This window comes from Blochmannia endosymbiont of Polyrhachis (Hedomyrma) turneri, assembly GCF_000973505.1.
Classification (GTDB): Bacteria; Pseudomonadota; Gammaproteobacteria; order Enterobacterales; family Enterobacteriaceae; genus Blochmanniella.
The window spans coordinates 74357-98037 of record NZ_CP010048.1; the positions used below are offsets into that span (position 1 = coordinate 74357).

Annotated in this window: 20 protein-coding genes and 2 tRNA genes; 17 read left to right on the forward strand and 5 right to left on the reverse strand. The window is 29.3% G+C overall.

The window, feature by feature from the left end; genetic code table 11:
* The first annotated feature begins 237 nt into the window (after nucleotides 1-237).
* Nucleotides 238-969, forward strand: a complete 732-nt coding sequence (locus BTURN675_RS00300; RefSeq protein WP_046289070.1) for a 1-acylglycerol-3-phosphate O-acyltransferase — start codon at nucleotides 238-240, stop codon at nucleotides 967-969.
* A gap of 152 nt (nucleotides 970-1121) precedes the next feature.
* Here BTURN675_RS00300 and metC read toward each other — a convergent pair whose 3' ends face one another.
* The 3 genes from metC to cutA form a co-directional block, all read right to left on the reverse strand.
* Complete coding sequence (metC, locus tag BTURN675_RS00305; protein WP_245592136.1) at nucleotides 1122-2309, reverse strand: cystathionine beta-lyase; 1188 nt, start codon at nucleotides 2307-2309, stop codon at nucleotides 1122-1124.
* 520 nt (nucleotides 2310-2829) lie between these two features.
* Nucleotides 2830-2902: transfer RNA gene (locus tag BTURN675_RS00310), tRNA-Phe, on the reverse strand.
* Between the two features lie 486 nt (nucleotides 2903-3388).
* A complete protein-coding gene (gene cutA / locus BTURN675_RS03200; protein WP_245592137.1) occupies nucleotides 3389-3649 on the reverse strand; it encodes a divalent-cation tolerance protein CutA in 261 nt (86 codons plus the stop codon).
* Between cutA and BTURN675_RS03270 the strand changes: the two genes are divergently transcribed.
* From BTURN675_RS03270 to efp, 4 genes are all read left to right on the forward strand, one after another.
* The gene (locus tag BTURN675_RS03270; protein WP_245592141.1) at nucleotides 3582-3725 is read left to right on the forward strand and encodes a hypothetical protein; all 144 of its coding nucleotides are present in this window, start codon (nucleotides 3582-3584) and stop codon (nucleotides 3723-3725) included. The two genes, cutA and BTURN675_RS03270, sit on opposite strands and share 68 nt — an antisense overlap.
* Nucleotides 3726-4454: 729 nt before the next feature.
* On the forward strand, nucleotides 4455-4748 hold the full coding sequence (locus BTURN675_RS00315) for a co-chaperone GroES (RefSeq protein WP_046288616.1): 294 nt from the start codon (nucleotides 4455-4457) through the stop codon (nucleotides 4746-4748).
* Between the two features lie 70 nt (nucleotides 4749-4818).
* Nucleotides 4819-6462: a chaperonin GroEL gene (gene groL, locus BTURN675_RS00320; RefSeq protein WP_046288617.1), complete on the forward strand. Its 1644-nt coding sequence runs from the start codon at nucleotides 4819-4821 to the stop codon at nucleotides 6460-6462.
* A gap of 177 nt (nucleotides 6463-6639) precedes the next feature.
* Nucleotides 6640-7224: an elongation factor P gene (efp, locus tag BTURN675_RS00325; RefSeq protein WP_046288618.1), complete on the forward strand. Its 585-nt coding sequence runs from the start codon at nucleotides 6640-6642 to the stop codon at nucleotides 7222-7224.
* Between the two features lie 57 nt (nucleotides 7225-7281).
* Here efp and mscM read toward each other — a convergent pair whose 3' ends face one another.
* Nucleotides 7282-10650 (reverse strand): miniconductance mechanosensitive channel MscM, encoded by a 3369-nt coding sequence (mscM, locus tag BTURN675_RS00330; protein ID WP_046288619.1) that lies wholly within the window; start codon nucleotides 10648-10650, stop codon nucleotides 7282-7284.
* A 20-nt stretch (nucleotides 10651-10670) separates the two neighbouring features.
* A complete protein-coding gene (gene asd, locus BTURN675_RS00335; RefSeq protein WP_046288620.1) occupies nucleotides 10671-11576 on the reverse strand; it encodes an archaetidylserine decarboxylase in 906 nt (301 codons plus the stop codon).
* 516 nt (nucleotides 11577-12092) lie between these two features.
* Between asd and orn the strand changes: the two genes are divergently transcribed.
* From orn to rplI, 12 genes are all read left to right on the forward strand, one after another.
* Nucleotides 12093-12638, forward strand: a complete 546-nt coding sequence (orn, locus tag BTURN675_RS00340; RefSeq protein WP_046288621.1) for an oligoribonuclease — start codon at nucleotides 12093-12095, stop codon at nucleotides 12636-12638.
* 171 nt (nucleotides 12639-12809) lie between these two features.
* A tRNA-Gly gene (locus BTURN675_RS00345) sits at nucleotides 12810-12881 on the forward strand.
* A 165-nt stretch (nucleotides 12882-13046) separates the two neighbouring features.
* Nucleotides 13047-13535: a tRNA (adenosine(37)-N6)-threonylcarbamoyltransferase complex ATPase subunit type 1 TsaE gene (tsaE, locus tag BTURN675_RS00350; protein ID WP_046288622.1), complete on the forward strand. Its 489-nt coding sequence runs from the start codon at nucleotides 13047-13049 to the stop codon at nucleotides 13533-13535.
* A complete protein-coding gene (locus BTURN675_RS00355) occupies nucleotides 13529-14893 on the forward strand; it encodes an N-acetylmuramoyl-L-alanine amidase (RefSeq protein WP_052722565.1) in 1365 nt (454 codons plus the stop codon). The genes tsaE and BTURN675_RS00355 overlap by 7 nt, the downstream gene beginning before the upstream one ends.
* Before the next feature lie 317 nt (nucleotides 14894-15210).
* Nucleotides 15211-16179, forward strand: coding sequence for a tRNA (adenosine(37)-N6)-dimethylallyltransferase MiaA (miaA, locus tag BTURN675_RS00360; protein ID WP_046289072.1), 969 nt, complete (start codon nucleotides 15211-15213; stop codon nucleotides 16177-16179).
* Between the two features lie 561 nt (nucleotides 16180-16740).
* Nucleotides 16741-18024, forward strand: coding sequence for an FtsH protease activity modulator HflK (hflK, locus tag BTURN675_RS00365; protein ID WP_082086669.1), 1284 nt, complete (start codon nucleotides 16741-16743; stop codon nucleotides 18022-18024).
* A gap of 3 nt (nucleotides 18025-18027) precedes the next feature.
* Nucleotides 18028-19056 (forward strand): protease modulator HflC, encoded by a 1029-nt coding sequence (hflC, locus tag BTURN675_RS00370; RefSeq protein WP_046288623.1) that lies wholly within the window; start codon nucleotides 18028-18030, stop codon nucleotides 19054-19056.
* 155 nt (nucleotides 19057-19211) lie between these two features.
* Entirely contained in the window at nucleotides 19212-20531 is a 1320-nt protein-coding gene (locus BTURN675_RS00375; protein WP_046288624.1) for an adenylosuccinate synthase, read from the forward strand.
* 592 nt (nucleotides 20532-21123) lie between these two features.
* Nucleotides 21124-21867 carry a 23S rRNA (guanosine(2251)-2'-O)-methyltransferase RlmB gene (gene rlmB, locus BTURN675_RS00380; protein WP_046288625.1) on the forward strand — a complete coding sequence of 248 codons (744 nt, stop codon included), beginning with the start codon at nucleotides 21124-21126 and terminating at the stop codon, nucleotides 21865-21867.
* A 410-nt stretch (nucleotides 21868-22277) separates the two neighbouring features.
* Entirely contained in the window at nucleotides 22278-22667 is a 390-nt protein-coding gene (gene rpsF, locus BTURN675_RS00385; RefSeq protein ID WP_046288626.1) for a 30S ribosomal protein S6, read from the forward strand.
* 264 nt (nucleotides 22668-22931) lie between these two features.
* Nucleotides 22932-23156, forward strand: coding sequence for a 30S ribosomal protein S18 (gene rpsR, locus BTURN675_RS00390; RefSeq protein ID WP_046288627.1), 225 nt, complete (start codon nucleotides 22932-22934; stop codon nucleotides 23154-23156).
* Between the two features lie 57 nt (nucleotides 23157-23213).
* Nucleotides 23214-23666 carry a 50S ribosomal protein L9 gene (gene rplI / locus BTURN675_RS00395; RefSeq protein WP_046288628.1) on the forward strand — a complete coding sequence of 151 codons (453 nt, stop codon included), beginning with the start codon at nucleotides 23214-23216 and terminating at the stop codon, nucleotides 23664-23666.
* Nucleotides 23667-23681: the final 15 nt, after the last annotated feature.

The following is a 23681-nucleotide window of genomic DNA, read 5'->3' on the forward strand; positions in this document are numbered from 1 at the left end:
GGTGTAGTATGTCATGTGTGGATATGGAAAATTTATGTATATTTTGAGTATAATGATCGTAATAATTCAATGATTTATTGATTTAGCATGTTTTTTTTATATAGCATTTAATTGTGGTTATTTGTTTTATTTGTTTTTTCGTTTAGTGGTATTTTATTTTTTTGATACATTTTCGTTTAGTGAATTATTACGGTGAAAGTGTATTGTTTGGGAATTTTATATGATAATGGAGAGGTTATGCTTGCTGTTGTTCGAATGTTTTTAGTTGTAACTATATCTATTATTATTTGTATATTTGGTGTTATTTATTGTTTATTTAATCCGAGAGATCCGTCTCATGTTTCTTTTTTTGGGCGTTTATTTGGATGTATGGCTCCTATTTTTGGTATTCAGGTAGAAATTCGTCAATTATTGTTTACAGCTATTCCAAAAAATTGTATCTATGTTGCCAATCATCAAAATAATTATGATATGGTAACTGTAGCATATGTAGTACAACCACGAACAATAACAGTTGGGAAAAGAAGTTTATTGTGGATACCGTTATTTGGTTTATTATATTGGTTAAGTGGTAATTTGTTGATTAATCGTAGTAACAGTATTAAATCTCATCGAATGTTATATCGAATTATTCAAAATATTAAAAAATATGATATTTCAGTTTGTATATTTCCTGAAGGGACTCGTAGTCGAGGAAGAGGGTTGTTGCCTTTCAAAAAAGGTGCTTTTTATGCAGCTATTTCTGCTGGGGTACCAATAGTTCCAATTTGTGTTTCTAATCTTAGTGGGGATAAGATACGTTTAAATCGTTGGTCTAATGGATCGGTCATTATTGAAATTTTACCTCCTATAGAAACTACGAATTATACTATCAAAGAAGTAGATATAGTAACTGATAATTGTTATATATTGATGAAAAATAAAATTGAGGAGCTAAATCAAGAAGTGATGTTACGTGATTCTTGCTAGTTTATAATAAATAATATAGACTTATTTTATAGGTTTATTTAATATAATGGAATGTAGTTTAATAATATTATTGAATTATTGTAAAATTTTTTAAGTTAAGACAAAATATATGATTTTTATCGATTTTACATAAATATTATTATGTGGTTTTATTACAATATTCTTTTAAAGGCATTGTCGAGATCATAAATTAAGTCGTCAACATTTTCTAGTCCAATGTGTAGTCGAATTAATGTTCCTGTAAAATCTAGTTTAATATTTTTACGTATTTTTTGTAGTTCTTCAACTTGATAGGCAAGAATTAATGATTCAAATCCGCCCCAAGAATATGCTATTTGAAAATGTTGAAAATTATTAATATAATTATCTAATTGTTGATTGTTTAAACGTTTTTTTAGTATAAATGAAAATAGTCCACATGATCCAGTGAAGTCTCTTGTAAAATATTCATGTCCTGTGCAACTTGGTAAAGCTGGATGATTAACTCGTGCAACTTGCGGGTGTGAGGAAAGCCAGCGAGCTACCATTAATCCATTTTTTTCATGTTGTTTTAGTCTTGTGTATAATGTACGTAATCCTCGTGTTGCTAAATAGGCGGTGTCGGGATCAATTGTTTGTCCCATTAAATAAGAATGTTCGCGTAGTTGTGTCCAACAACGTTGATTGGCTACTGCAGTACCAATCATAGCATCTGAGTGTCCAATGATATATTTAGTACCTGATTGAATAGAAATGTCAATTCCCATGTCAAGTGGTTTTAAGAATACTCCGGCAGACCAAGTGTTGTCTAATAGAATGATAATATTAGGATTTTTATAGCGTATTGAGTTTATAATAGTTGGAATATCTTCTATTTCCATAGTTATGGATCCTGGGGATTCTAATAGAATTAATCGTGTGTTATTTTGTATTAATGTGTTAATTTTATCGCCAATTAATGGATTAAACCAAGTTGTTGTGACGTTCATCTTGTGTAGTAAATATTGGCAAAAGTTTTGGGTAGGTTCGTATGCAGAATTTGTTATTAAAATATGATCTCCTGCTGATATAAATGAGAGGATACTGTGGGTAATTGCTGCTGTACCACATGGATATAATGCACAACCGAATCCATTTTCTAATTTAAGCATTGCTTTTTGTAATGAAAAGTGTGTTAATGTACCTTTTCGACCATAGAATAATTCATAATTGTTGTTATTTTTACTGGCCTGGTTTTTGTGATGGATAGAGTCAAATATTATTGATGATGTGCGTTGTACAATAGGATTTATGGCACCTTGGGTATATTTTTTTTTCCTTCCAGCTTTGACTAATATTGTTTCTATATTTTTTTCCATAATAATGATTTGTATTGTTTTGAGTTGATTTTTTTATTAGTTGTATAGTTATAGTTTCGCAATCATCTGTTGTTTGTTTTTTAATTTTTTTGTTTAATTTCTATATTATAATTTATTTTGTTAATTAGTAAATAACTGTTACTACGACGGATTTAAATTGTGTTTATATTTTTTGTGTTTACTTTTATGTGTTGGTAGTATTTGTTTGGTTTTTGAATGTTATGTTGTTGGTAGATATGGAAAAGGATGATATATCAACAAGCAGGATTGTGTGTGAGATATATTATGATTTTGATTTTTTGGTTTAGTTTATTATTATGATAATGGTTTTGTTATTATTTATTTGAGAGAAATTTTGTTTCTTGGGTAAGGATTTTTGATAAAAATTGGGAGGTACATTATAAATAAGTTAATGAAAAAAATATGAATGGTAGGGATAGTTTTCTTTATTTAAGTTAAGATTAAGTTAAGAAGGAAATAGATACTAATGTTTTTTAATTGACGTGGTTTTTTATTGTGACTATGCCCGGACTTGGAATCGAACCAAGGACACGAAGATCTTCAATCTTCTGCTCTACCTACTGAGCTATCCGGGCTTAAGGTGTTTTTGTATTTTATTGTAATTGTCCACTGTTAGCTATATTATATTACAATGACTATATTCGATTTATTACATCATTATCAATATAAATATAAATATAATTTGATAAATTAAGCTCATTTAGTTAGTTAATTACAGTTATAGTTAGTTAATTAAAATTAACTAGTAACTAGTTAGTTTAGATTGAATAAATTTATTCAGAATATTGTAATATATTTTCAGATATATTACAAAATTTATTGATATTCAGGATCCATCGAGATTTTGGCGCGGTATTAATTTTACGGTTCAAGTTAACTTATGTTTATGTTTATGTTTATTTATTATTTATGTTGTTATGTTTTAATGTTGTTATGTTTTAATTAATTGGTTTTTTGTGTTAAATTTTTTTTAGAAAATACGTGTAATAATAGTAAAGTGATTATTAAATGTTATTAGTATTATTAGTACGAGTAATATATTCCGTAGTGTAATTTTAGTGTTAATTTAACAAATTATAGATCCATAGTAGATAATTTGGTTCTCCGTTAGTGATTTTCAATGTTAGCAATTCTGGAATTTGATATGGATGTTTAGTTTTTATGTATTGAAAGACGGATTGTTCTAATGTTGCACATGTTTTGATGATTAGCTGTATTTCTTCTTGTTTTTGTATTTGATTCTCCCAATAGTATATGGAATGTGTGTTAGGTAGTATAGTTACGCACGCAGCTAGTTTATTTGTTATTAATGTTTTTGCGATGGAGAGATGTGTGGATTTGTTATCATTTGGTACAGTACAGATGATAATAATGGTGTTTTTTATTAAAATGTTATGATTGATTTTTTTTTGGAGTGGTGTAATATTCATCGTTGTCTTGTGGTTTGTGGTTTTTTTTAGTGAATTTTGATTATAAAATTTAAAATTTATATATTGTGTTATCGTGCATTATGTAATGTTATTGCAATTTGAAGTATAGATCAAGTCTTTAAAATAGTTTTAATGAATGGTTTTTAGATAGTTTTGTTTGGAGTATTTTTGGAGTATTTTATTTGGTTTTGGTGTGTTTAAAGTAATTTAATGTAACATTTGCAGAAAAGATTAAAATACAACTACAATAAAAGTTACATAATAAAAAAGTTACATAATAAAATATCAAAAATACTAAGTAAAGATAATAAAAAAAATTATTAGAAGAGTGTTATTATCATTATCATCATCAATATTATTATTATTATATTGTTTGTGGTAATAATTATTGTATAGTATTATTCGTGTTACTTTATATTTTTTTATTTATTTTTTTCTGATTAATGAAATATAATTTTTTTGTTGATTACCCTTGAAGGTTTTTTAAATATCCCCATCTACTTAACTGTAAAGTAGAGTTGTAAATGTTTTAGAGTTAGTATTTTCGGGTTTTTTAGTATTGTTATTTTATTTAGGTTAATAGTTTGGTAGTTGGTAGTCAGTAGTTTGGTTTTTAATTTAATTAATTTTAAAATTTAAAATATTGAAATAGTTAGTAAAGATTTGAACTATTCTTATCTTAGGGGGCTAGTCAAAAATGAAAATTCGTCCATTGCATGATCGTGTTATTGTGAAACGTAAGGAAGTTGAATCAAAATCGTCGGGGGGTATTGTGCTGACTGGTTCTGCAGCAGGTAAATCTACTCGCGGAGAGGTGTTAGCAGTTGGAAACGGACGTGTTTTAGAAAACGGTGAAATAAAAGCGTTAGATGTGAAAATTGGGGACACTATAATATTCAATGATGGTTATGGTGTAAAGGTGGAAAAAATTGATAATGAAGAAGTTTTAATTATGTCAGAGAGTGATATTCTTGCTATTGTTGAAAAATAATTTACGCGTAAAATATTTATTAATTGATCAACTGATAAACTGAACAAATTTTTTTTTAAGGAACAAAAAAATGGCAGCTAAAGATGTGAAATTTGGTAACGATGCTCGTGTGAAGATGTTACGAGGTGTTAATGTTTTAGCGGATGCAGTGAAAGTTACTTTAGGCCCTAAAGGACGTAATGTTGTCTTGGATAAATCTTTTGGGGCGCCAGTGATTACAAAGGATGGTGTTTCTGTAGCTCGTGAAATTGAATTAGAGGATAAATTCGAAAATATGGGAGCGCAAATGGTAAAAGAGGTCGCTTCTAAGGCAAATGATTCGGCTGGTGATGGGACTACTACTGCTACTGTATTAGCTCAGTCTATAGTTAATGAAGGATTAAAAGCTGTGGCTGCTGGGATGAATCCCATGGATTTAAAGCGTGGAATTGATAAAGCGGTAGTTGCGGCGGTTGAAGAGTTGAAGAAAATATCAGTACCATGTTCTGATCGTAAAGCCATTGCTCAAGTGGGTACGATTTCTGCAAATTCTGATGAAACTGTTGGTAAGCTTATTGCGGAAGCTATGGATAAAGTCGGTAAAGAGGGGGTGATTACTGTAGAAGAGGGATCTGGATTACATGATGAATTAGATGTTGTTGAAGGTATGCAATTTGATAGAGGTTATCTTTCGCCTTACTTTGTGAATAAGCCTGAAAGTGGTGCTGTTGAGTTGGAACATCCGTTCATTTTATTAGCAGATAAAAAAATATCAAATATTCGTGAAATGTTACCGATGTTAGAGTCTGTCGCTAAATCTGGTAAGCCTTTGTTAATTATAGCCGAGGATGTTGAGGGTGAGGCTTTGGCTACTTTGGTGGTCAATAATATGCGCGGTATTGTAAAAGTGACAGCTGTAAAAGCACCTGGTTTTGGTGATCGTAGAAAAGCGATGTTACAAGATATTGCAGTTTTAACTTCTGGAACTGTTATTTCGGAAGAGATTGGTTTAGAGTTAGAAAAAACCACTTTGGATGATATGGGTCAAGCTAAGCGTGTTGTTATTACTAAAGATACTACTACGATTATTGATGGTGTTGGAAATAAATCTGCTATAGATAGTCGTGTTGCGCAAATAAATCAGCAGCGTGATGAAGCTACATCTGATTATGATCGTGAAAAACTTCAGGAGCGTGTTGCCAAATTAGCCGGAGGGGTCGCGGTAATTAAAGTAGGTGCAGCTACTGAAGTTGAAATGAAAGAGAAAAAAGCTAGAGTAGAGGATGCCTTACATGCTACACGTGCTGCTGTTGAGGAAGGAGTGGTTGCAGGTGGTGGTGTGGCATTAATTCGTGTAGCAAATGCTATTCGAAATTTACGTGGAGAAAATGAAGACCAGAACGTTGGTATTAAAGTAGCTCGTAGGGCTATGGAAGCTCCTTTACGTCAAATCATGGCGAATGCTGGTGAGGAACCTTCAGTAATTGCTAACAATGTTAGATCAGGAGAAGGTAATACTGGTTACAATGCTGCTACTGAACGATATGGTAATATGATTGAATTAGGCATTTTAGATCCTACAAAAGTCACTCGTTCGGCTTTGCAATATGCGGCTTCTATTGCTGGTTTAATGATAACTACTGAATGTATGGTTACTGAGCTTCCTAAAGAAGATAAACCAGATTTAGGAGGTGCTGCTGGTGGTGCAGGTGGAGGAATGGGTGGTATGATGTAAATTTAAGTAGTTTTACGTTTGTTGTTTTTTATTTTGTTTATGTAACCCCCAAAAGTATTATAGATTGGGGGTTATTTTTGTTTATAACAATAGTAGTTTTTCAGATGATTGCATGAGTAATTTAGAGAATCTTTGTATTTAAATTATTAATAGATCTTAAGAGTAAAGATATAGATTATGATAATAAGATTAAATGATATAAATAAGTTTTGTGTAGGTTTAAAAATTATGCAAGATGGTGAGCCATGTATTGTCATTAGTAATGAGTTTGTAAAACCTGGTAAAGGCCAATCTTTTAGTCGTGTGCGTTTTCGAAAGTTAATTACTGGTAAGATTTTAGAAAAAACTTTTAAGTCTGGGGATTCTGTTGAATTAGCTAATGTTGAGGAGTTATGTTTAATATATTTATATAATGATAGAATATTTTGGTATTTTATGAATAATTTTACATTTGAACAAATATCTCTTGCTGCGGAGATTGTTAGGAATAATGTAAAGTGGTTAATAGCGCAGTCATGTTATGAGATAACATTTTGGAATGATAATCCAATTTTTATTACTCCTCCAAAATTTGTTAATCTGGAGGTTGTTGATATACAGCCGGCTATTAAAGGGGATACTGTATCTGCATCTACAAAATTGGCTATTTTAAGTACTGATGTAGTTATTAAAGTTCCGTTATTTATTGAGAAAGGTGATTTGATTAAGGTTGATACTCGTTCTTCTGAATATGTTGCCCGTATTAGTAGGGAAGGTATATGATTTATTTAATAAACAAAGATGTTGGTTTGTCTTGTTATGTTGTTATTATTAATTAAATTATGTGTTATGTTCATTTGTATTAATGTGTTTTATGTGCGGGAATGGTATTTGTAAGCCATGTTTTTTGTAGAAATGAATAATTAATATATGTACTTGATGTCGTACTGTCATTCTGTGTTTTATGTTTGAGGTGTAAATTCTGATTTCGAATAATGGTATTCCTTGTTCTAAATTTATTAAGTATACTTCTGGTTGGGGAATGTGTAGTACAAGAGGGCAGCTTTTTACGGCTTCTAGTATGATATGTGTTATTGTTGCGGTGTTGATTTCTGGTGGGCCAGGAATTTTTAGTGCGATTCGTGTAATTGTATCTGATAATGACCAATTAATAAATTTTTTAGTAATGAATTCTTTATTTGGGATAATGATATCTTTATGGTCCCAATCCGTGATTGTAGTTGCTCTGGTGTTTATTTGTGTGACGTGTCCAGTTAAATTCTCAATTGTTATTGTATCTTCGATACGGATAGGTTTTTCAAACAGTATTATTAGCCCAGAAATAAAATTGGCGAAAATTTCTTGTAATCCAAATCCTAGCCCAACACCTATTGCGGCTATTAACCATTGTAGTTTAGACCATTCAATTTCTAAGTGTGAACAGGATATTATAATACTAAATAGTATTAGAGTATGTTTTGTTAAAATAATAATAGCGTAATTTGTTCCAGGTGTAAAGTTCAAGTATTGTAATATGGTTAGTATCAATAGAGAGGGTAAATATTTAGTGAATTTTATTGTAAAAAAACATATTAATGTAATTGTTAGTAGTTTTTTTATGGTGATTGGTTGAATATTATTTGTGTTTACAATTATAGATGTTATTGTATCTAGTATAGTAGTTTTTTCTAGAAATACATATATGTAATGAAGTTCAGACCATAGTGATAATATGATAACAATTGTGATGAAATTAATAGTTAATCGTATTAATTGTAGTGATTGGTTACTAATATGATATAAATCATTGTTTGATAGATCATGAATGTTTTTTTTAATTATGGAATGTGCTGTTGGTATATTAATTGTATTGTTAGTTTTTGTGTAAGATTTAGGTAATAATGATATATTGTGTTTTTTTGTATTTATTATATGTTTTGTTTGTTTTACGCGTTTGGACAAAATTTTGTATTTTTGAATAATGATCCAACGATGTGTAGTATAATAAATAATTGATGATATAATTCCTATTATCAGTGATGTTTCTAATTGTAATAATAATGTTTGAGCGGTTGATAAATATCCGAAACAAGCGGCAGTTGCGCTGATTATTGGGAAGTATGTCATTATATACCATAGGTATTGGTTGATGATATTATTAGGTGATGTGTGTTTGTCTGTATACAACGGAAAATTTGCTTGTTTTAGCCGATATGTTATTAATGTTAAGCATATACATAATATAGTAAAAAATAATCGACTTAAAGTATCGTACAGTTCTTTATTGTTATAATTATTGCAAGTACTTATCGTAACAAGTAGTGTAGTGATTGCTATTATAAAAAAAGTTGGGTGATATAATGCTTGTTTTATTTTATTTTTTTTCCATTTAAAGTGACTGATAAATAATCCATTTTGTGATGTGAAGTATGAAAATATCATTAGCAACCATAGAATTGGTGCAGCGGTTATTATGCCTTCCCCGATAGCTGAGGCGATTGGATATTCCCATGATTGATATAAATTATATCCGAATAACATTAATAGTATTGGTATTGGTATAGCAATAATTATTGACCAAAAGATATTTTGTAATGTGAGCAAAAAATTATTTGTGTATTTTAATTGTTGGTTGGAGTGTTTCAAAAAAGAGTAGTATTTATTTTGGCATGTGATATGGCTTGAACATATAAATAACAAGAGTGTTAAAGATAATATTGAGCTTTTTTGATTGTTGATAAAAGATTTTTTTATTGCGGATGTTAATTGAAATAAAGTATTACTATTTAATAATAAGTGCAGATCATGATATGTTTTGTATAGATAAGATAGATTAATTGGATGAATATCGGGAATCCAAAATAAATAATTATGTGCAGCGCATTCTATATTTTTAATAATATCTTTGAGTTGTTCATGTGCAATTTTTAGTTTGGTTAATTCGAGAATTTGAATATCACAATTTGATAATAATGAATTTAATAGTTTTTTTTGGGTATCTGTTTGTGTTTTTAAAATATGTATTTGATTAGGTGATAATATTTCATTATTTTTTATGTTTTGTGATGATATTACAGAGAGTTTGTAAATTTGTTTTTCATATTCTAAGTGATTTTTTTTTAGTTTGTTCATTTCATGGTTTAATTGTTGTGTTTGGTGGGTATTTTTTTTTGATAGTTTAAAGATTTGTGAACGTAGTGTTTCTCCAAGTGCTGGAGATCGGTCAATCCATTGCGATTGTTCCAATAATTTAGCCAGTGTTTGTCTCGCTTGAAGAATATGTGAGGCGGTTTGTCGTTGTTGTAGAGTGATTAGGTTTATGTGTTCTATTTGTTCTTTTAACGATTGTGAAAGATGACGATTGATTGTTAGTTGTTGAGCAATGTTTATTGAGTATATTCCTATTTTTTCTGTTGTTTTTATGAGTGTTTCTATTTCTTCGATTGTGTGTGCTGTTTCTTGTTGTCGCATTTTGTGTAGTTGGATATGTGTCATTTGTAATTCATTATCTAGTCGCTCATATTTATTTTTTAGTAATTCAATGCGTAGTTTTGATAGTTCTTGTCGATTATTGGCACTTATTTGAGCGAGTTCTATTTCAGTGATTTTTGTTTGTTTAGATTCTTTTATTGCTTGTAGTGCAATTATTTTAGCTTGTTCTAAATAAGACATTGTTGTTGAAAAATTAGATATTTTTTGATGTATATCGTTTAGTTCTTTTTTTATTTTGGTGTGTTGTTGAGGTAATGAGATTAAAGAATCGTTTATAGAACGTAGTAAATTTTGTTCTTGTTGTAATTCTTGATCTAAATTAGTTAATTGTTGGTTTATGTGTAGTAAATATTGTCTTAATTTATTACTATCAGAGATGTTTATGTTATTTTTGTTGTTTTTAGAATGAGATTCAATATTTTTTTCTTCATGAAGTTGGTGTATTATAGATGAAAAGTTATTTATAATGTTTTGGTATTCTTCTATTTTTTTTTCAGAGTATCTTGTTTCCGATATTGATTGTAGTGCTGATGTTAATTGTTTTACAATGTTTTCTTTCTCTGTGTTAGATATATTATCTTGTGTGATAATATTTTTTATTTTATATTGTATTTCGTTTTCATCTAGGATGTTATTGCTTGGTAATATTGTAGCGATTAATGAAAAAGAGGTACTTACGTTCCATAATGTGATTAAAAAAATAATGATGATCCGCATATTAATAATAATAATGATAACTATTGTTTAAGTGTGTTATGAGATAGTTTTGTGTATTCATTTACTCCTATTTTTCCTAGTGGATGTCCAACTTTTGTAATGTCGTTTGTGTTTAGATTTTTTTCGAAAGTAATTGTTCCATGACTAAATAAGTTAATAACTGTGGAACCTATTTTAAATAGTCCCATTTCTTCTCCTTTTAATAAAGTTAAAGGATTATTAGATGTGTGTGGGTAGTGCCAATGTTTTATTATTCCCTCCCGTGGTGGTGTTATGGTTCCTAGCCATTTAGTTTCAATACTTCCTGTAATTGTAGATCCTATTAATATTTGTACCATATAACCAAATTGAATTTCAAAAAAGCAAATAACTCTTTCATTCCGTGCAAATATATTGTCAATTTTTTTTACTATTGTAGGATGTACTGAGAATAATTCGCCTGGTACATATATTACTTCTCTTAATATACCTTTGCATGGCATGTGAATTCTATGATAGTTTTTGGGTGATAAATAGATTGTTATAAAATCTCCATTATAAAAATGGTTAATGATTGCGTCTTGTCCGGCAAGGAGTCCTTCTAGGTTGTATGTATGATTTTTTGCTTGTAACAGATTTCCTGTTGAATTAATTTTTCCCATTTGTATTATTTTCCCATCAGCTGGCATGGTTATTATTTGTGGATCTGTATATATAGGACGGGCGTTTTTATGTAATTTTCTAGTTAAAAATTCATTAAGCGTTAAATAATCTCGTGAATTTTGTTTTTGTGCTTCTTGCATGTCAATTTTGTAAATATATATAAGAAATTCTATTATGCATTGGGTTAGTAATCCCCCTTTATAATTTGCAATTAGGCCAATTAATTGTGTTATTCCACGTTTTGGTAATAGGTACTGTAATGTTATTTGTATTTTTTGTAGCATAGAATGAATCCTATAAAATTAAGTTGGGTGCAATTTAAGTTATGTTAGGAGTGTTATTAAAAATTATTTTATTTAAAGTGATTTTAAAAAAATTAGTTGTATTTTAATAGATTCTAAAATATTTGATAAAAAGTATTTGTATATTTATTTATAATTTATATTTATTTATAATATTTATAATTAAGTATATCATTTATATTTATTATTTTGAGATTTATATATGTGATTGATTGATAAATATTTAAGTATTTTATGATCATACGATTTTTTTAAAGTTGTATGATTAATTGTATTAGAAGTGCTATAAAGTAGTAGAATTTTCTGTATTTTCAAAAAAAATATTTTTTAAGTTAATTATTGTTGGTTGTTTTAATATTTATTGAAGATGTGTATATTTTTTATTCGTTATTATGAATTTTTTGTGTGTGGTTGTATATATTTTTTTATTATGTTACAATTTTAAGTTAATTGTATAATTGTTGGTATGACTATAATGATTGTTTGTATGAGATTGAAATGTTAATAAGTGATGATAATTTAATATGGATTGATCTTGAAATGACTGGATTAGATCCAGACCGTCATCGTATAATAGAAATTGCAACGTTAGTTACTGATAAAGAATTGAATATTTTAAGCGAAGGTCCTGTTTTGGCTATACGTCAATTAGAAGAGGATATATTGGCGATGGATCTTTGGAATGTTCGTGTTCATACAAGTACTGGGTTGATAGATCGAGTCAGAAAGAGTTGTATTAATGAAGAAGAATCATCTGCTTTAACTTTGGATTTTTTACGAAATTGGGTCCCAGAGGGCAAATCTCCAATTTGTGGTAATAGTATTGCGCAGGATCGTCGTTTTTTATTTCGTTATATGCCAGAGTTAGAAGCATATTTTCATTATCGTTATTTGGATGTGAGTACTGTGAGGGAATTAGTGCGTCGTTGGAAACCGGATATTTTATCTGGATATCAATTATATTCTGATCACACAGCATTAAATGACATACGTAAATCAGTTGCTGAGTTGATTCATTATCGTGAACATTTTATACGTTTATAGGTAAGTAGTGGATATATTATTTATATAATCATTAATGATTATTCTTTATATTTTTTTTGTGAAAAATAATTTTGTATGTTGTAAGTGGCGTAGTGTTGGTGTGTTTGTGTGTTTTTTGTGATGAATTATATTTGAATGTATTTAAGTATAGTTGGTATGATTGTAGTATTAGCGGGAGTAGCTCAGTGGTAGAGCATAACCTTGCCAAGGTTGAGGTCGCGAGTTCGAGTCTCGTTTCCCGCTTAATTTTTTGTTGTTTTTAATGATAATTCGGTGAATTTGTTTTGTTTTTTATGTTTATTAAAATGCGGTGGTATTAAAAAATTACATTTTTAATGTATAATAATTTAGTTATGTATTTCAGTACATTTTTTATGAATACTGCGTATTGTTGTTTGATTGTGGTATATGGGACAATATGAGATATTTTCTAATTCTGAATTAGAGACGATTAAATTAGCGAAGTTGTTAGCTAGTATTTCAGGTGTAGCCTGTAATATTTATTTACGTAGTGATATTGGGTTGGGAAAGACCAGTTTTTGTAGAGGGTTTTTGAGAGGTTTAGGTTATTCCGGTCGAGTAAAAAGTCCAAGTTATAGTTTAGTGGAGGCTTATGTTTTTAGCTGTTTGACTGTGTATCATTTTGATTTTTATCGTTTGCGTAATTTTGAAGAAGTTGAGTATATCGGCATTCGGGATTATTTTAATTGTTGTTCTTTGTGTTTGGTAGAATGGCCAAATTTAGTAGAAAATATTTTACCACAGGAAGATATATCTGTGCTTCTGGAGTATCATCGCTCGTTGTTTATTCGTAAAATCACATTTCGATCTTATAGTTTTTTGGGAGAATCAATTTTAAAAAAGTTGTGTATTTATGGAAGTATGCACGTATGTTAAGATTGAAATTTAGTGTAATTTTGGTAGTAGCGTATTATTTGTTTATAATACATGAGGTATATGCTTCGGTAGTACTTAATAATTTTTGTATTATGAATGACTGTAATAAATCAATAATAGTATTCAGTTTTCAAGATATTCCTAGTTATAAGTTTTATGTTTTGCATAATCCAGAAAGATTGGTTATAGATATTTCGAATATTATTATTCCAATGCATCGTGAGAAATTTCCTGTGAATTTTTCTAATGAAAATATAATTCATCGTGTTCGTGTTAATAAAACAATAGATAAAAATAATGTACGTTTTGTATTTGATCTATCGTATATATCGTGTATAGATGATGTTTTGTTGGAAGATATTAGTGGGTATTATACAGTATTTTTAATAATTACTCGAAATTTATCATTTTTACATGATGTAAGTTCTTTAGATCTTAATTTTCGTAAAAAAAGTATTGAAAATTCGAATATTAAATTATCTAAATTGCAAAAGAATAAAAGTTCATTTTGTGATTATATAGGAAATAAGTTATCCCAACAAGTTTTGTCGTGCCCAATGAAAATATTTCCTGTGCCCATTGTAGTAGCTATTGATGCGGGGCATGGTGGTCATGATCCTGGGGCTATGGGGTATAGTGGTTTATGTGAAAAAGATGTTACGATAGCTATTGCCAAAAAGTTTAAAAAATTGTTGGATACTGATCCAGTCTTTAATCCTGTGATGATCCGTGAAGGGGATTATTTTATTTCTGTATTGAAACGTGCTGAGTTGGCTCGTAATAAGGGTGCTAAGATATTATTATCGATTCATGCTGATGCTGTTTCAAATCGCGTTAAAAGTAATAGTGTTCGAGGTGCTTCAGTGTGGGTATTATCTGATCGTCGTGCTGATATTGAAATAAGTCATTGGTTAGAAAATAGGAACAAATTATCACAATTATGTGGAGCAGTCAGTGATATATTGGGTGAATCTGTTAGTTCTGATCCCTATTTTAATCGTGTAATTTTGGATTTACAGTTTTCTCATGCTCAAAAAGTTGGGTATGACATTGCATTGAAGATGTTGCGTGAGTTGGAAAATATTGGTGTATTACATAAATATGTACCAGAATATTCTGATTTTGGAATTTTGCGTTCTTTAGATATTCCATCGGTTTTAATCGAGACTGGTTTTATTACTCATGCAGGGGAGGAAAAGTTACTTGGTAGTGATTTTTATCAAGAAAAAATAGCTTGTGCTTTATATAAAGGGTTACGTTCGTATTTTGGGGAGTGTGTTTCTTATGTTTCAAAGAAAATAGAATCTAAGAGATCTTATAATTATAATATTAAGAGTATGAGTGGAAAAATGTTATAAGTAATGAACTTATTTTGTTCATGGGTGTTATATTGTTTTGAAGTAATGAGTTTAATTTTGTAAATCATGTTGGATGTTTTGAAGATTTTGTTATTGTATGGATTGTTTGATATTATAGTATTGCGTTTAGATTTTTTTTGAAACTTTGTTAGAAAGAGTTGGATTGTTAGTTATTAATTGTTGTTTTGTATGTTTTTGAAATTTTTTTTATAAGATGGTGTGTTATAATATTATTACTATTCTTATTTATTTGAGCATAAGTTGGTAAAGATTATTAGTTGTTTTTTTATTATTTTATAAAAAATATAAATTTAATGATGCTTACGAAAACAAGTATTAAATATCAGCCAGCAATTATTTGTTTAATGGGTACAACTGCTTCTGGTAAGACTGAATTAGCGATTACTTTAAGTAAGAATTTTTCTGTAGATATTGTTAGCGTGGATTCTGCGTTAGTTTATCGAGAAATGAATATTGGTACTGCTAAGCCTACTGTGGAAGAATTAATTATAGCACCTCATCAATTGATAGATATTTGTGATCCTTGTGAGTTTTATTCTGTTTCGGATTTCTGTCATGATGCTTATTGCGCTATTAAAAGAATTACTTGTGTTAATCGTATACCATTATTAGTAGGTGGAAGTATGTTATATTTTAAAGCATTATTAGAGGGTTTATCGTTTTTACCACCTAAAAATGATATAGTACGAAAAAATATTATGTGTGATGCAAAATTATTAGGGTGGATGACTTTATATAATAAATTGAAAGAGATTGATCCTATTGCGGCAAGTAAAATTCATTATAATGATCATAAAAGGTTATTAAGGGCGTTAGAGGTTTTTTATGTTTCAAAGAAAACTTTGACTGAGTTAACTATGGTGTCAACTCAAAATTTGTTAGTGGATTATTCAATTTATTTATTTGCCATTCCGCCGGTGGATCGTATGATATTACATAAGCGTATTGAGAATAGATTTTATTATATGTTAGAAATTGGTTTTGAAGAGGAAGTTAGAAAACTTTTTTCTCGAGTTGATTTACATCGAGATTCTCCATCGATTTCTTGTATAGGGTATCGTCAGATGTGGTTATATCTGTCTGATCAAATAAACTATCATGAAATGATTTTTAGATGTATTTGTGCTACTCGTCAACTTGCTCGCCATCAAATAACTTGGTTGCGTAAATGGTCTAATATTTATTGGTTGGATAGTAAAAGTAATATATATGGTTGGGTGGACGAAATTAATCGTGTTGTGAATTTAGATCGTGTGGTTATTTAATATTTGTATGATGTATTGTTGGTGCTTATATTTTGGGTGTTTTGGGATATAAATATGTTGTATATTTTTTAAAACGGCATAATTTGTGTTTTGTTTTAAGTTTTATTGTTGTTTTCTGATGTTTTTAATTTTTTTTTATTTTTTATTATTTTTTATAAATATTAGATGTATTACTTTTGTGTATAGTAAATTTTTACATATGTATTATTTATTATTTGTAGCTTGAACTTTGATGAATTTTAGAATTATTTATTTATTGGTAATGTTTTTTTTAGATGTTTATTGTGTGAAGATGTTTTTATTGTTTTTTATTAGGTTTTATATATTTTAGTTAATTTGAGATTATGATATTACACAAAATTTATTTATTTATATTTTAATTTTTTACTGAAATAGTTTTATTTTTTTTTGATTGTTTGGTCTGTATTTTATCAAATGTGATAATTTTAAGTATTTATGTTGTACTATATAAGTATTTTTTTAGTGGTGGATAAATTAGAATTATAATTTTGATGAGATGGTATAAATTATGATATTTAATAATATTTGGAGTGACATGTAATGTGGGATGATGTTTATTGTTATAAATATGATTTTGATACGTTAAAATTGATTGAGCATTCTTCTAGTAGTAATTGCATTAGTCATACTAAACAAAACAGGTATAAGTTATATTTTTTGGATTTTATAGAAAAATTTTTATATAAATTAGATCATGCAGTAAAATTATTTAATAACAGGGGCATTGGATCTAATAAGATGCCTGGGAAAAAGTATTATTTTGTTGTGAGTATTTTTATTATTGTGTGTGTTTTAGTTTGGATTGGAAGTGGTTTGTATACTATTAAAGAGGCTGAAAGAGGAGTGGTGCTTCGTTTTGGAAAATTTCATCATGTAGTACAGCCTGGTCTTAATTGGCGTCCTGTGTTTTTTGATATTGTTATTCCTGTAAATGTAGAATCTGTACGTGAATTAGCAGCATCCGGTATGATGTTGACTTCTGATGAAAATGTTGTTCGGGTGGAGATGAATGTGCAATATCGAATTACTGAGCCAGAGCGTTATTTATTTAGTGTGACTAATGCTGATTATAGTCTTCGGCAAGCGACAGATAGTGCTTTGCGAGGAGTCATTGGAAAATATACTATGGACTTAATTTTGACTGAAGGTCGTACTGTAGTTCGTAGTGATACCCGTCGTGTTTTAGAAAGTACTATTTATCCATATAATATGGGTATTACTTTGTTGGATGTTAATTTTCAAACTGCTAGGCCTCCAGAAGAAGTAAAAGCAGCTTTTGATGATGCTATTGCTGCTCGTGAAAATGAACAACAGTATATTCGTGAGGCTGAAGCCTATTCTAATGAAGTTAAACCTCGTGCTAATGGTCAAGCGCAACGTATTTTAGAGGAAGGTCGTGCATATAAAGCCCGCACAGTATTAGAAGCACAAGGAGAAGTACAGCGTTTTTCTAAAATATTACCTGAATATAAGTTAGCACCTAAAATTACTCGTGAACGACTATATATAAATACAATGGAACGGGTTTTAAGTCAGAATCAAAAATTTTTAATTAGTGATAAAGGGAATAATAATTTATTATTAATACCTGCCAATCGTATTGATCGTGTTAATAATCATCGTAAAGATGTTCAGTATGGTAATAGTGATGGGAATATTAATGGTGTGTTGTCAGTTTTTAGTGGTGATGATAATGTAGTAGCTAATGATATTTCACGTTCTTCTCCATCTTCTATTAATCTTGATTCATCACTGATGAATCATCGAAAAATTAGTGAAAAGAATCATGATATGGTTGTAGCACGTGGCAATAGGGGGAAGTAAGGTATGCGTAATTATTCGATTATTGGTGTGGTTTCTTTATTTTTAATATTATGTTTGAATTCCTTATTTATTGTGCAGGAAGGCCAGCGAGGTATTGTTTTACGTTTTGGGAAGGTTTTGCGTAATATTAATAATCAAGCGTTAGTTTATGATCCAGGATTGCATGTAAAGGTTCCTTTTATTGAGTCGGTAAAAATTTTAGATGCTCGAATTCAAACTATGGAAAATCAAGCAGATCGATTTGTTACTATGGAAAAGAAAGATTTAATTATTGATTCTTATATTAAGTGGCGAATTAGTGATTTTAGTAGATATTATTTAGCTACTGGTGGTGGTGATATTTCACAAGCGGAAGTATTAATTAAGAGAAAATTTTCAGATAGATTACGTTCAGAGTTAGGAAAATTAAATGTTCAAGGTATTGTTACAGATTCTCGAAACCGATTAATGAGTGATGTTCGTGAAGCGCTTAATTATGGAAATTCCGGTGAAGATTCAGAATCATATACTACTACTATGATAGATCGTACACTTGCGTCTGCTACAGCCCGTGTAGATGAATTAAATGGTTCTTCTGTATATTCATCTTCATTATCGATTAATCCTAATAGTATGGCAGCATTAGGAATTAAAATCGTTGATGTTCGGATCAAACAGATTAATTTGCCCACTGAAGTATCTGATGCAATTTATCAAAGAATGCGTGCTGAACGTGAAGCAGTGGCTCGCCGTCATCGGTCACAAGGGCAAGAAGAGGCTGAAAAATTGCGTGCTGCTGCGGATTATGAGGTGACGAAAATTTTGTCAGAAGCAAAACGAGAATCATTGATAATTCGTGGAGAAGCAGATGCTGAAACTGCTAAATTATATGCGAGTGTGTTTAGTGTAGATCCAAATTTTTATGCATTTCTTCGTACTCTTCGTGCTTATGAGAATAGCTTTATGGGTGCTAATAATGATGTTTTAGTGTTAAATTCAGAGAGTGAGTTCTTTCGGTTTATGAAAGCTCCTGATGATTTTTTTTCTAAGTGAATTTGTGGTTTGTGATTTTTATGTATTACATAGTAGTGAATATTGTGTTGTATTATTATGAAATATATTAATTTTAATGTATAATATGGTATACATTATATAATATAATATATATTATAATTATAAGATAGAAATATAATTGGTACATTAAAAGCATGAGTAAGAGTAAGAGTATTGTTATATTAGGTGGTCAATGGGGTGATGAAGGCAAGGGTAAGGTTGTAGATTTGCTTGTTGCTACTAAGTGTATTAAATATGTTGTACGTTATCAAGGGGGGGATAATGCCGGTCATACTTTTTATATAAATTCTAAAAAGATTGTTTCTCATATAGTACCTTCTGGTATTTTTCATAATCATATCATTAATATCATTGCTAATGGTGTAGTTTTGTCGCCTTTTAGTTTAGTTCAAGAAATTAATGTATTAAGGTCAGAGGGTGTGAATGTTGATGGACGTATTTTGATTTCTGAATCTTGTCCTATGATTTTACCGTATCATGTAGCTATGGATCGTGCACGTGAGAAATTTGCGGGTGTTCATGCTATTGGTACTACTGGATGTGGTATTGGTCCTGCATATGAAGATAAGGTAGCTCGTCGTGCATTACGTATTGTTGATTTATTTGATAAAAAACAGTTTGCGAATAAATTAAGAAAGGTAGTAGATTATTACAATTTTCAATTATTACATTATTACGATGTAGATGTTATTGATTGTGAAATTGTTTTATCGAAAATTTTGTCGATTGCTGATTATTTGTTAAGTATGGCTGTGGATACGTCAGATTTATTGTATAGTGCTCGTCAGCGGGGTGATGTAATTGTATTTGAAGGTGCCCAAGGTGCTTTATTAGATATTGATCATGGTACGTATCCTTATGTTACTTCTTCAAATACTACTTTGGGTGCTGTTTTTTCAGGTACCGGAGTTATTTTACGTGATAATGATTATATTTTAGGTGTGTTAAAAGCTTATTCTACTCGTGTGGGTGCGGGGCCTTTTCCAACTGAACTATGTGATAATATAGGTGCTCGTTTATGTGATTATGGTAATGAATTTGGTTCTACTACTGGTCGTCGCAGAAGAGTTGGTTGGTTTGATGCAGTTATTGTTTGTCGTGCGGTAAAAGTTAATTTTTTTTCTGGTTTATGTTTAACTAAATTGGATGTACTAGATGGGTTGGAAGAAGTAAAGGTATGTGTTGGTTATCGTTTGAAGAATGGGAAAGTAATATATTGTGCTCCATTGGATTTAAATACATGGGAAGCTGTTGAGCCGGTGTATGAAATATTTTCTGGGTGGCTTGGAGCAAGAACATTTGGTGTTAAAAAATTTAGTCAGCTTCCAGAAGCATCTCGTATTTATATTCGGCGTATAGAGGAAATTATTAATGTTCCTATAGATATTATTTCTACCGGTCCCAGTCGTTATGAGACAATTGTTATACGGCATCCATTGTTGTTAGATTGTTAATATTATGTAATCAGTGTTTGATGTGTTGTTTATTTGTAAAAACTACAAATATTTATAATATTATATGATGTGATGTTTATTTTAATTTCTTTATTAATTATATATGTCATGTAAATTAACTGTATAATGTGGGCATGATTATAGTTGCAGTTACAGAGGATAGACGAAACGTAATATTATTTTGTAATCAATATGGTAAGGGTGTTTTATATATTGAATGTTTATGGATTATTTTTTGATGTTAATTATCTTTTTTTTATGATTTTATAGGAATTGTTTTATTTTTTGAAATATAGTGATTATAAGTTTTTTTATATGATCATTATTATCATAGATAAGAGTGGTTTTATTTATATTTTGAGTAAAAATGATGAATGTTATAGTTTATAGTGTTGTAATATAGTGATTATTTTTATTGTTATTGGTGGTTAGTAGTTTTTATGTTGATATTTATTAATGTATAATGTGTAATGTTAATAGATGTTAGAGATTGTTGAGTAAATTATAGCGTGGTGTATCATATTAAGCAGTTGAATTTAAACAAAAGTTTTAATATTGGTGTATTTGTTAGTTTTTTTATCGTATATGAGTTATGAGTGAATTAATTTATGGTATTCATGCTGTACAGATATTATTGAATAGCAATCCAGATCGTTTTTTGTATATTTATATTTCAAAAGGTTCTTTGAATAAACGTTTGCGTTTATTGTGTCAGCAGTCAAAACAATTTAATATTCCAGTACAATATTGTGATCGTGTTTTTTTAAATAAGAAAGTTAAGTGTGCTGCGCATCAAGGGGTGGTTGCTGAAATTAATACAAGGTGTTCTTTTCAAGAAAAAGATATGTTGTGCTTATTACAAGCACGTAACAGGAAAGATTTGTTATTGCTTATATTAGATAGTGTGACTGATCCAAGAAATATGGGAGCGTGTTTACGTTGCGCGGTTGCTTTTGGAGTAGATTTGGTGATTGTTCCTCGTCATCGTTCAGTGGGGTTAACTGCTGTTGTTCGTAAAGTATCAGCTGGGTTAGCAGATAGTGTTCCATTTGTTCGTGTTGTTAATTTAGCACGTACTTTAATATTATTACAAAAATATAATGTATGGATTGTGGGTACTGTGCTTGCATCAAAAAAAAGTATTTTTCAAGCTAATTTAGCTGTTCGTTTAGGGTTGGTGATGGGTTCTGAGGGAATAGGAATAAGATGTTCAACTAAAAAATATTGTGATGAGTTAGTTAATATACCAATGGTTTCTGAATTGACTTCTTTAAATGTTTCTGTTGCTACAGGAATTTGTTTATTTGAAATATTAAGACAACGTGCTTATATGTAGTTACATGTTATAAGATATTTATTTTAATAAATATATATTATGACTATGAACAGTTAAGATATATTTTGTTAAAATAATTAATATAGTGTTACTATTTTTTTGTATTGAATGTTTTTTGTTGATAATTATTTTATAAATTTTAGTTAACGTATATTATAATTATGAAAAATTGTGAATATAAATATGAAGTTTTTTGAATAAAACGTTAAATTTTTTATATTGAGTGGGTATTGTTTTATTAAATTTACTTTAATTACTGATTATTTGCAAGGTGTTTTGCATGGTTCTTTAGTTATGTTTTTTGTTACATCAAAATATCAAATAAAGATTATTTAAATATTGTACATGTTTTAAGTTATAGGAAAGAAATAAGTAAAGCATTAATTAATATGAAGTGGAGATAAATATCAATGCGTCATTATGAAGTTATTTTTATGGTACATCCTGATCAAAATGATAATATTTCTAATATAATTAATCATTATGAAAATATCATTAGTGTTTCTAAAGGTAAAATTCATCGTTTGGAAAATTGGGGTCGTCGACAGTTGGCATATCCAATTAAAAAATTACGGAAGGCTTATTATGTATTAATGAACATAGAAGTATTACCTGAATTTATTGATATTTTGGAAGCTGATTTTCGTTTTAATGAAGCTGTTATTCGTAATATGATTATACGTGTTAGGTGTGCAGTAAGTGAACCATCTCCTATTATGCGTATTCAGGAACAAGAGGAATCAAATGACATCTTGAATAATATGAAATATGTTGCTCGTTCGCATGTAAAATTACAGTAAGTATTTTAATATTAATTATATACATAGGATTAAGTAAAGATAAAGATATTGATAGTTTTGGGTATGTTGTTATTTTGTTTATTTTAAGTTCATGATGTATTATTGTGTAATTTATGTTTTTAATGTTGAATGTTTTTTAGAATATATATTATGTAGATTATATGTTTTTTATATCGTTTTTTGTAGAATGTATGTAATGATGTTTTATAATGAATCAGTTCAATGATTTTGTATTGGACTAAAAAGGTACTGTAGGAGTTTTTTATGGCACGTTATTTACGTTATCGGAAATTTTGTCGTTTTACAGTAGATAAAGTTGTTAATATTGATTATAAAGATCTTAATGTATTGAAAGGCTCTATTATAGAGAGTGGTAAAATCATTCCTAGTCGAATTACTGGTACTAGAACAAGATATCAGCGCCAACTTGCAGTAGCTATTAAGCGAGCACGTTATCTTTCTTTATTACCATATACTGATCATCATTAGTGTAGTTATTAGTTAGAAGCTGTTAGTTAAATATGTATTATTATTATATGAGGATATATGAAGGTTATTTTATTAGATAAAGTTAAAAATCTTGGTATTGCTGGTACAGAGGTTAATGTTAAATCTGGATATGCGCGTAATTTTTTAATACCTAGTGCTAAGGCTATGTTGGCTACCGAAGAGAATGTTTTATTTTTTAAATCTCATCGTATTTTTTCAGAAAGTAATGCAAACAAGATGCGTTTGGAGGCTGAATGTAAAATTTCTAAAATTCAGAATATTGGATCTGTGACTATTACATCAAAATCTAGTATTTTAGGAAAGTTATTTGGTTCCATAGGCACGCGTGAAATTGCAGATGCTGTTACAAAGTCTGGAGTGCAGATTTCTAAAAATAATGTGTTTTTACCTGATGGAAAGATACGAGCTCTTGGTGATTATGATGTTGTTATTAAATTTTATCGTAAGATATCTACCATTTTACATATACATGTGATTAATCAGTCGTGAGTAGTGATTGTTTAC

Bases quoted from the DNA above. Each gene is read 5' to 3' on its own strand.
- BTURN675_RS00300 (WP_046289070.1), top strand. From the start codon at position 238: ATGCTTGCTGTTGTTCGAATGTTTTTAGTTGTAACTATATCTATTATT.
- hflC (WP_046288623.1), top strand. From the start codon at position 18,028: ATGCGTAATTATTCGATTATTGGTGTGGTTTCTTTATTTTTAATATTA.
- orn (WP_046288621.1), top strand. From the start codon at position 12,093: ATGTTAATAAGTGATGATAATTTAATATGGATTGATCTTGAAATGACT.
- BTURN675_RS00315 (WP_046288616.1), top strand. From the start codon at position 4,455: ATGAAAATTCGTCCATTGCATGATCGTGTTATTGTGAAACGTAAGGAA.
- rplI (WP_046288628.1), top strand. From the start codon at position 23,214: ATGAAGGTTATTTTATTAGATAAAGTTAAAAATCTTGGTATTGCTGGT.
- groL (WP_046288617.1), top strand. From the start codon at position 4,819: ATGGCAGCTAAAGATGTGAAATTTGGTAACGATGCTCGTGTGAAGATG.
- rpsR (WP_046288627.1), top strand. From the start codon at position 22,932: ATGGCACGTTATTTACGTTATCGGAAATTTTGTCGTTTTACAGTAGAT.
- BTURN675_RS00375 (WP_046288624.1), top strand. From the start codon at position 19,212: ATGAGTAAGAGTAAGAGTATTGTTATATTAGGTGGTCAATGGGGTGAT.
- mscM (WP_046288619.1), bottom strand. From the start codon at position 10,650: ATGCGGATCATCATTATTTTTTTAATCACATTATGGAACGTAAGTACC.
- BTURN675_RS03270 (WP_245592141.1), top strand. From the start codon at position 3,582: ATGGAATGTGTGTTAGGTAGTATAGTTACGCACGCAGCTAGTTTATTT.
- BTURN675_RS00355 (WP_052722565.1), top strand. From the start codon at position 13,529: ATGTTAAGATTGAAATTTAGTGTAATTTTGGTAGTAGCGTATTATTTG.
- rlmB (WP_046288625.1), top strand. From the start codon at position 21,124: ATGAGTGAATTAATTTATGGTATTCATGCTGTACAGATATTATTGAAT.
- tsaE (WP_046288622.1), top strand. From the start codon at position 13,047: ATGGGACAATATGAGATATTTTCTAATTCTGAATTAGAGACGATTAAA.
- hflK (WP_082086669.1), top strand. From the start codon at position 16,741: ATGTGGGATGATGTTTATTGTTATAAATATGATTTTGATACGTTAAAA.
- miaA (WP_046289072.1), top strand. From the start codon at position 15,211: ATGCTTACGAAAACAAGTATTAAATATCAGCCAGCAATTATTTGTTTA.
- asd (WP_046288620.1), bottom strand. From the start codon at position 11,576: ATGCTACAAAAAATACAAATAACATTACAGTACCTATTACCAAAACGT.
- efp (WP_046288618.1), top strand. From the start codon at position 6,640: ATGATAATAAGATTAAATGATATAAATAAGTTTTGTGTAGGTTTAAAA.
- rpsF (WP_046288626.1), top strand. From the start codon at position 22,278: ATGCGTCATTATGAAGTTATTTTTATGGTACATCCTGATCAAAATGAT.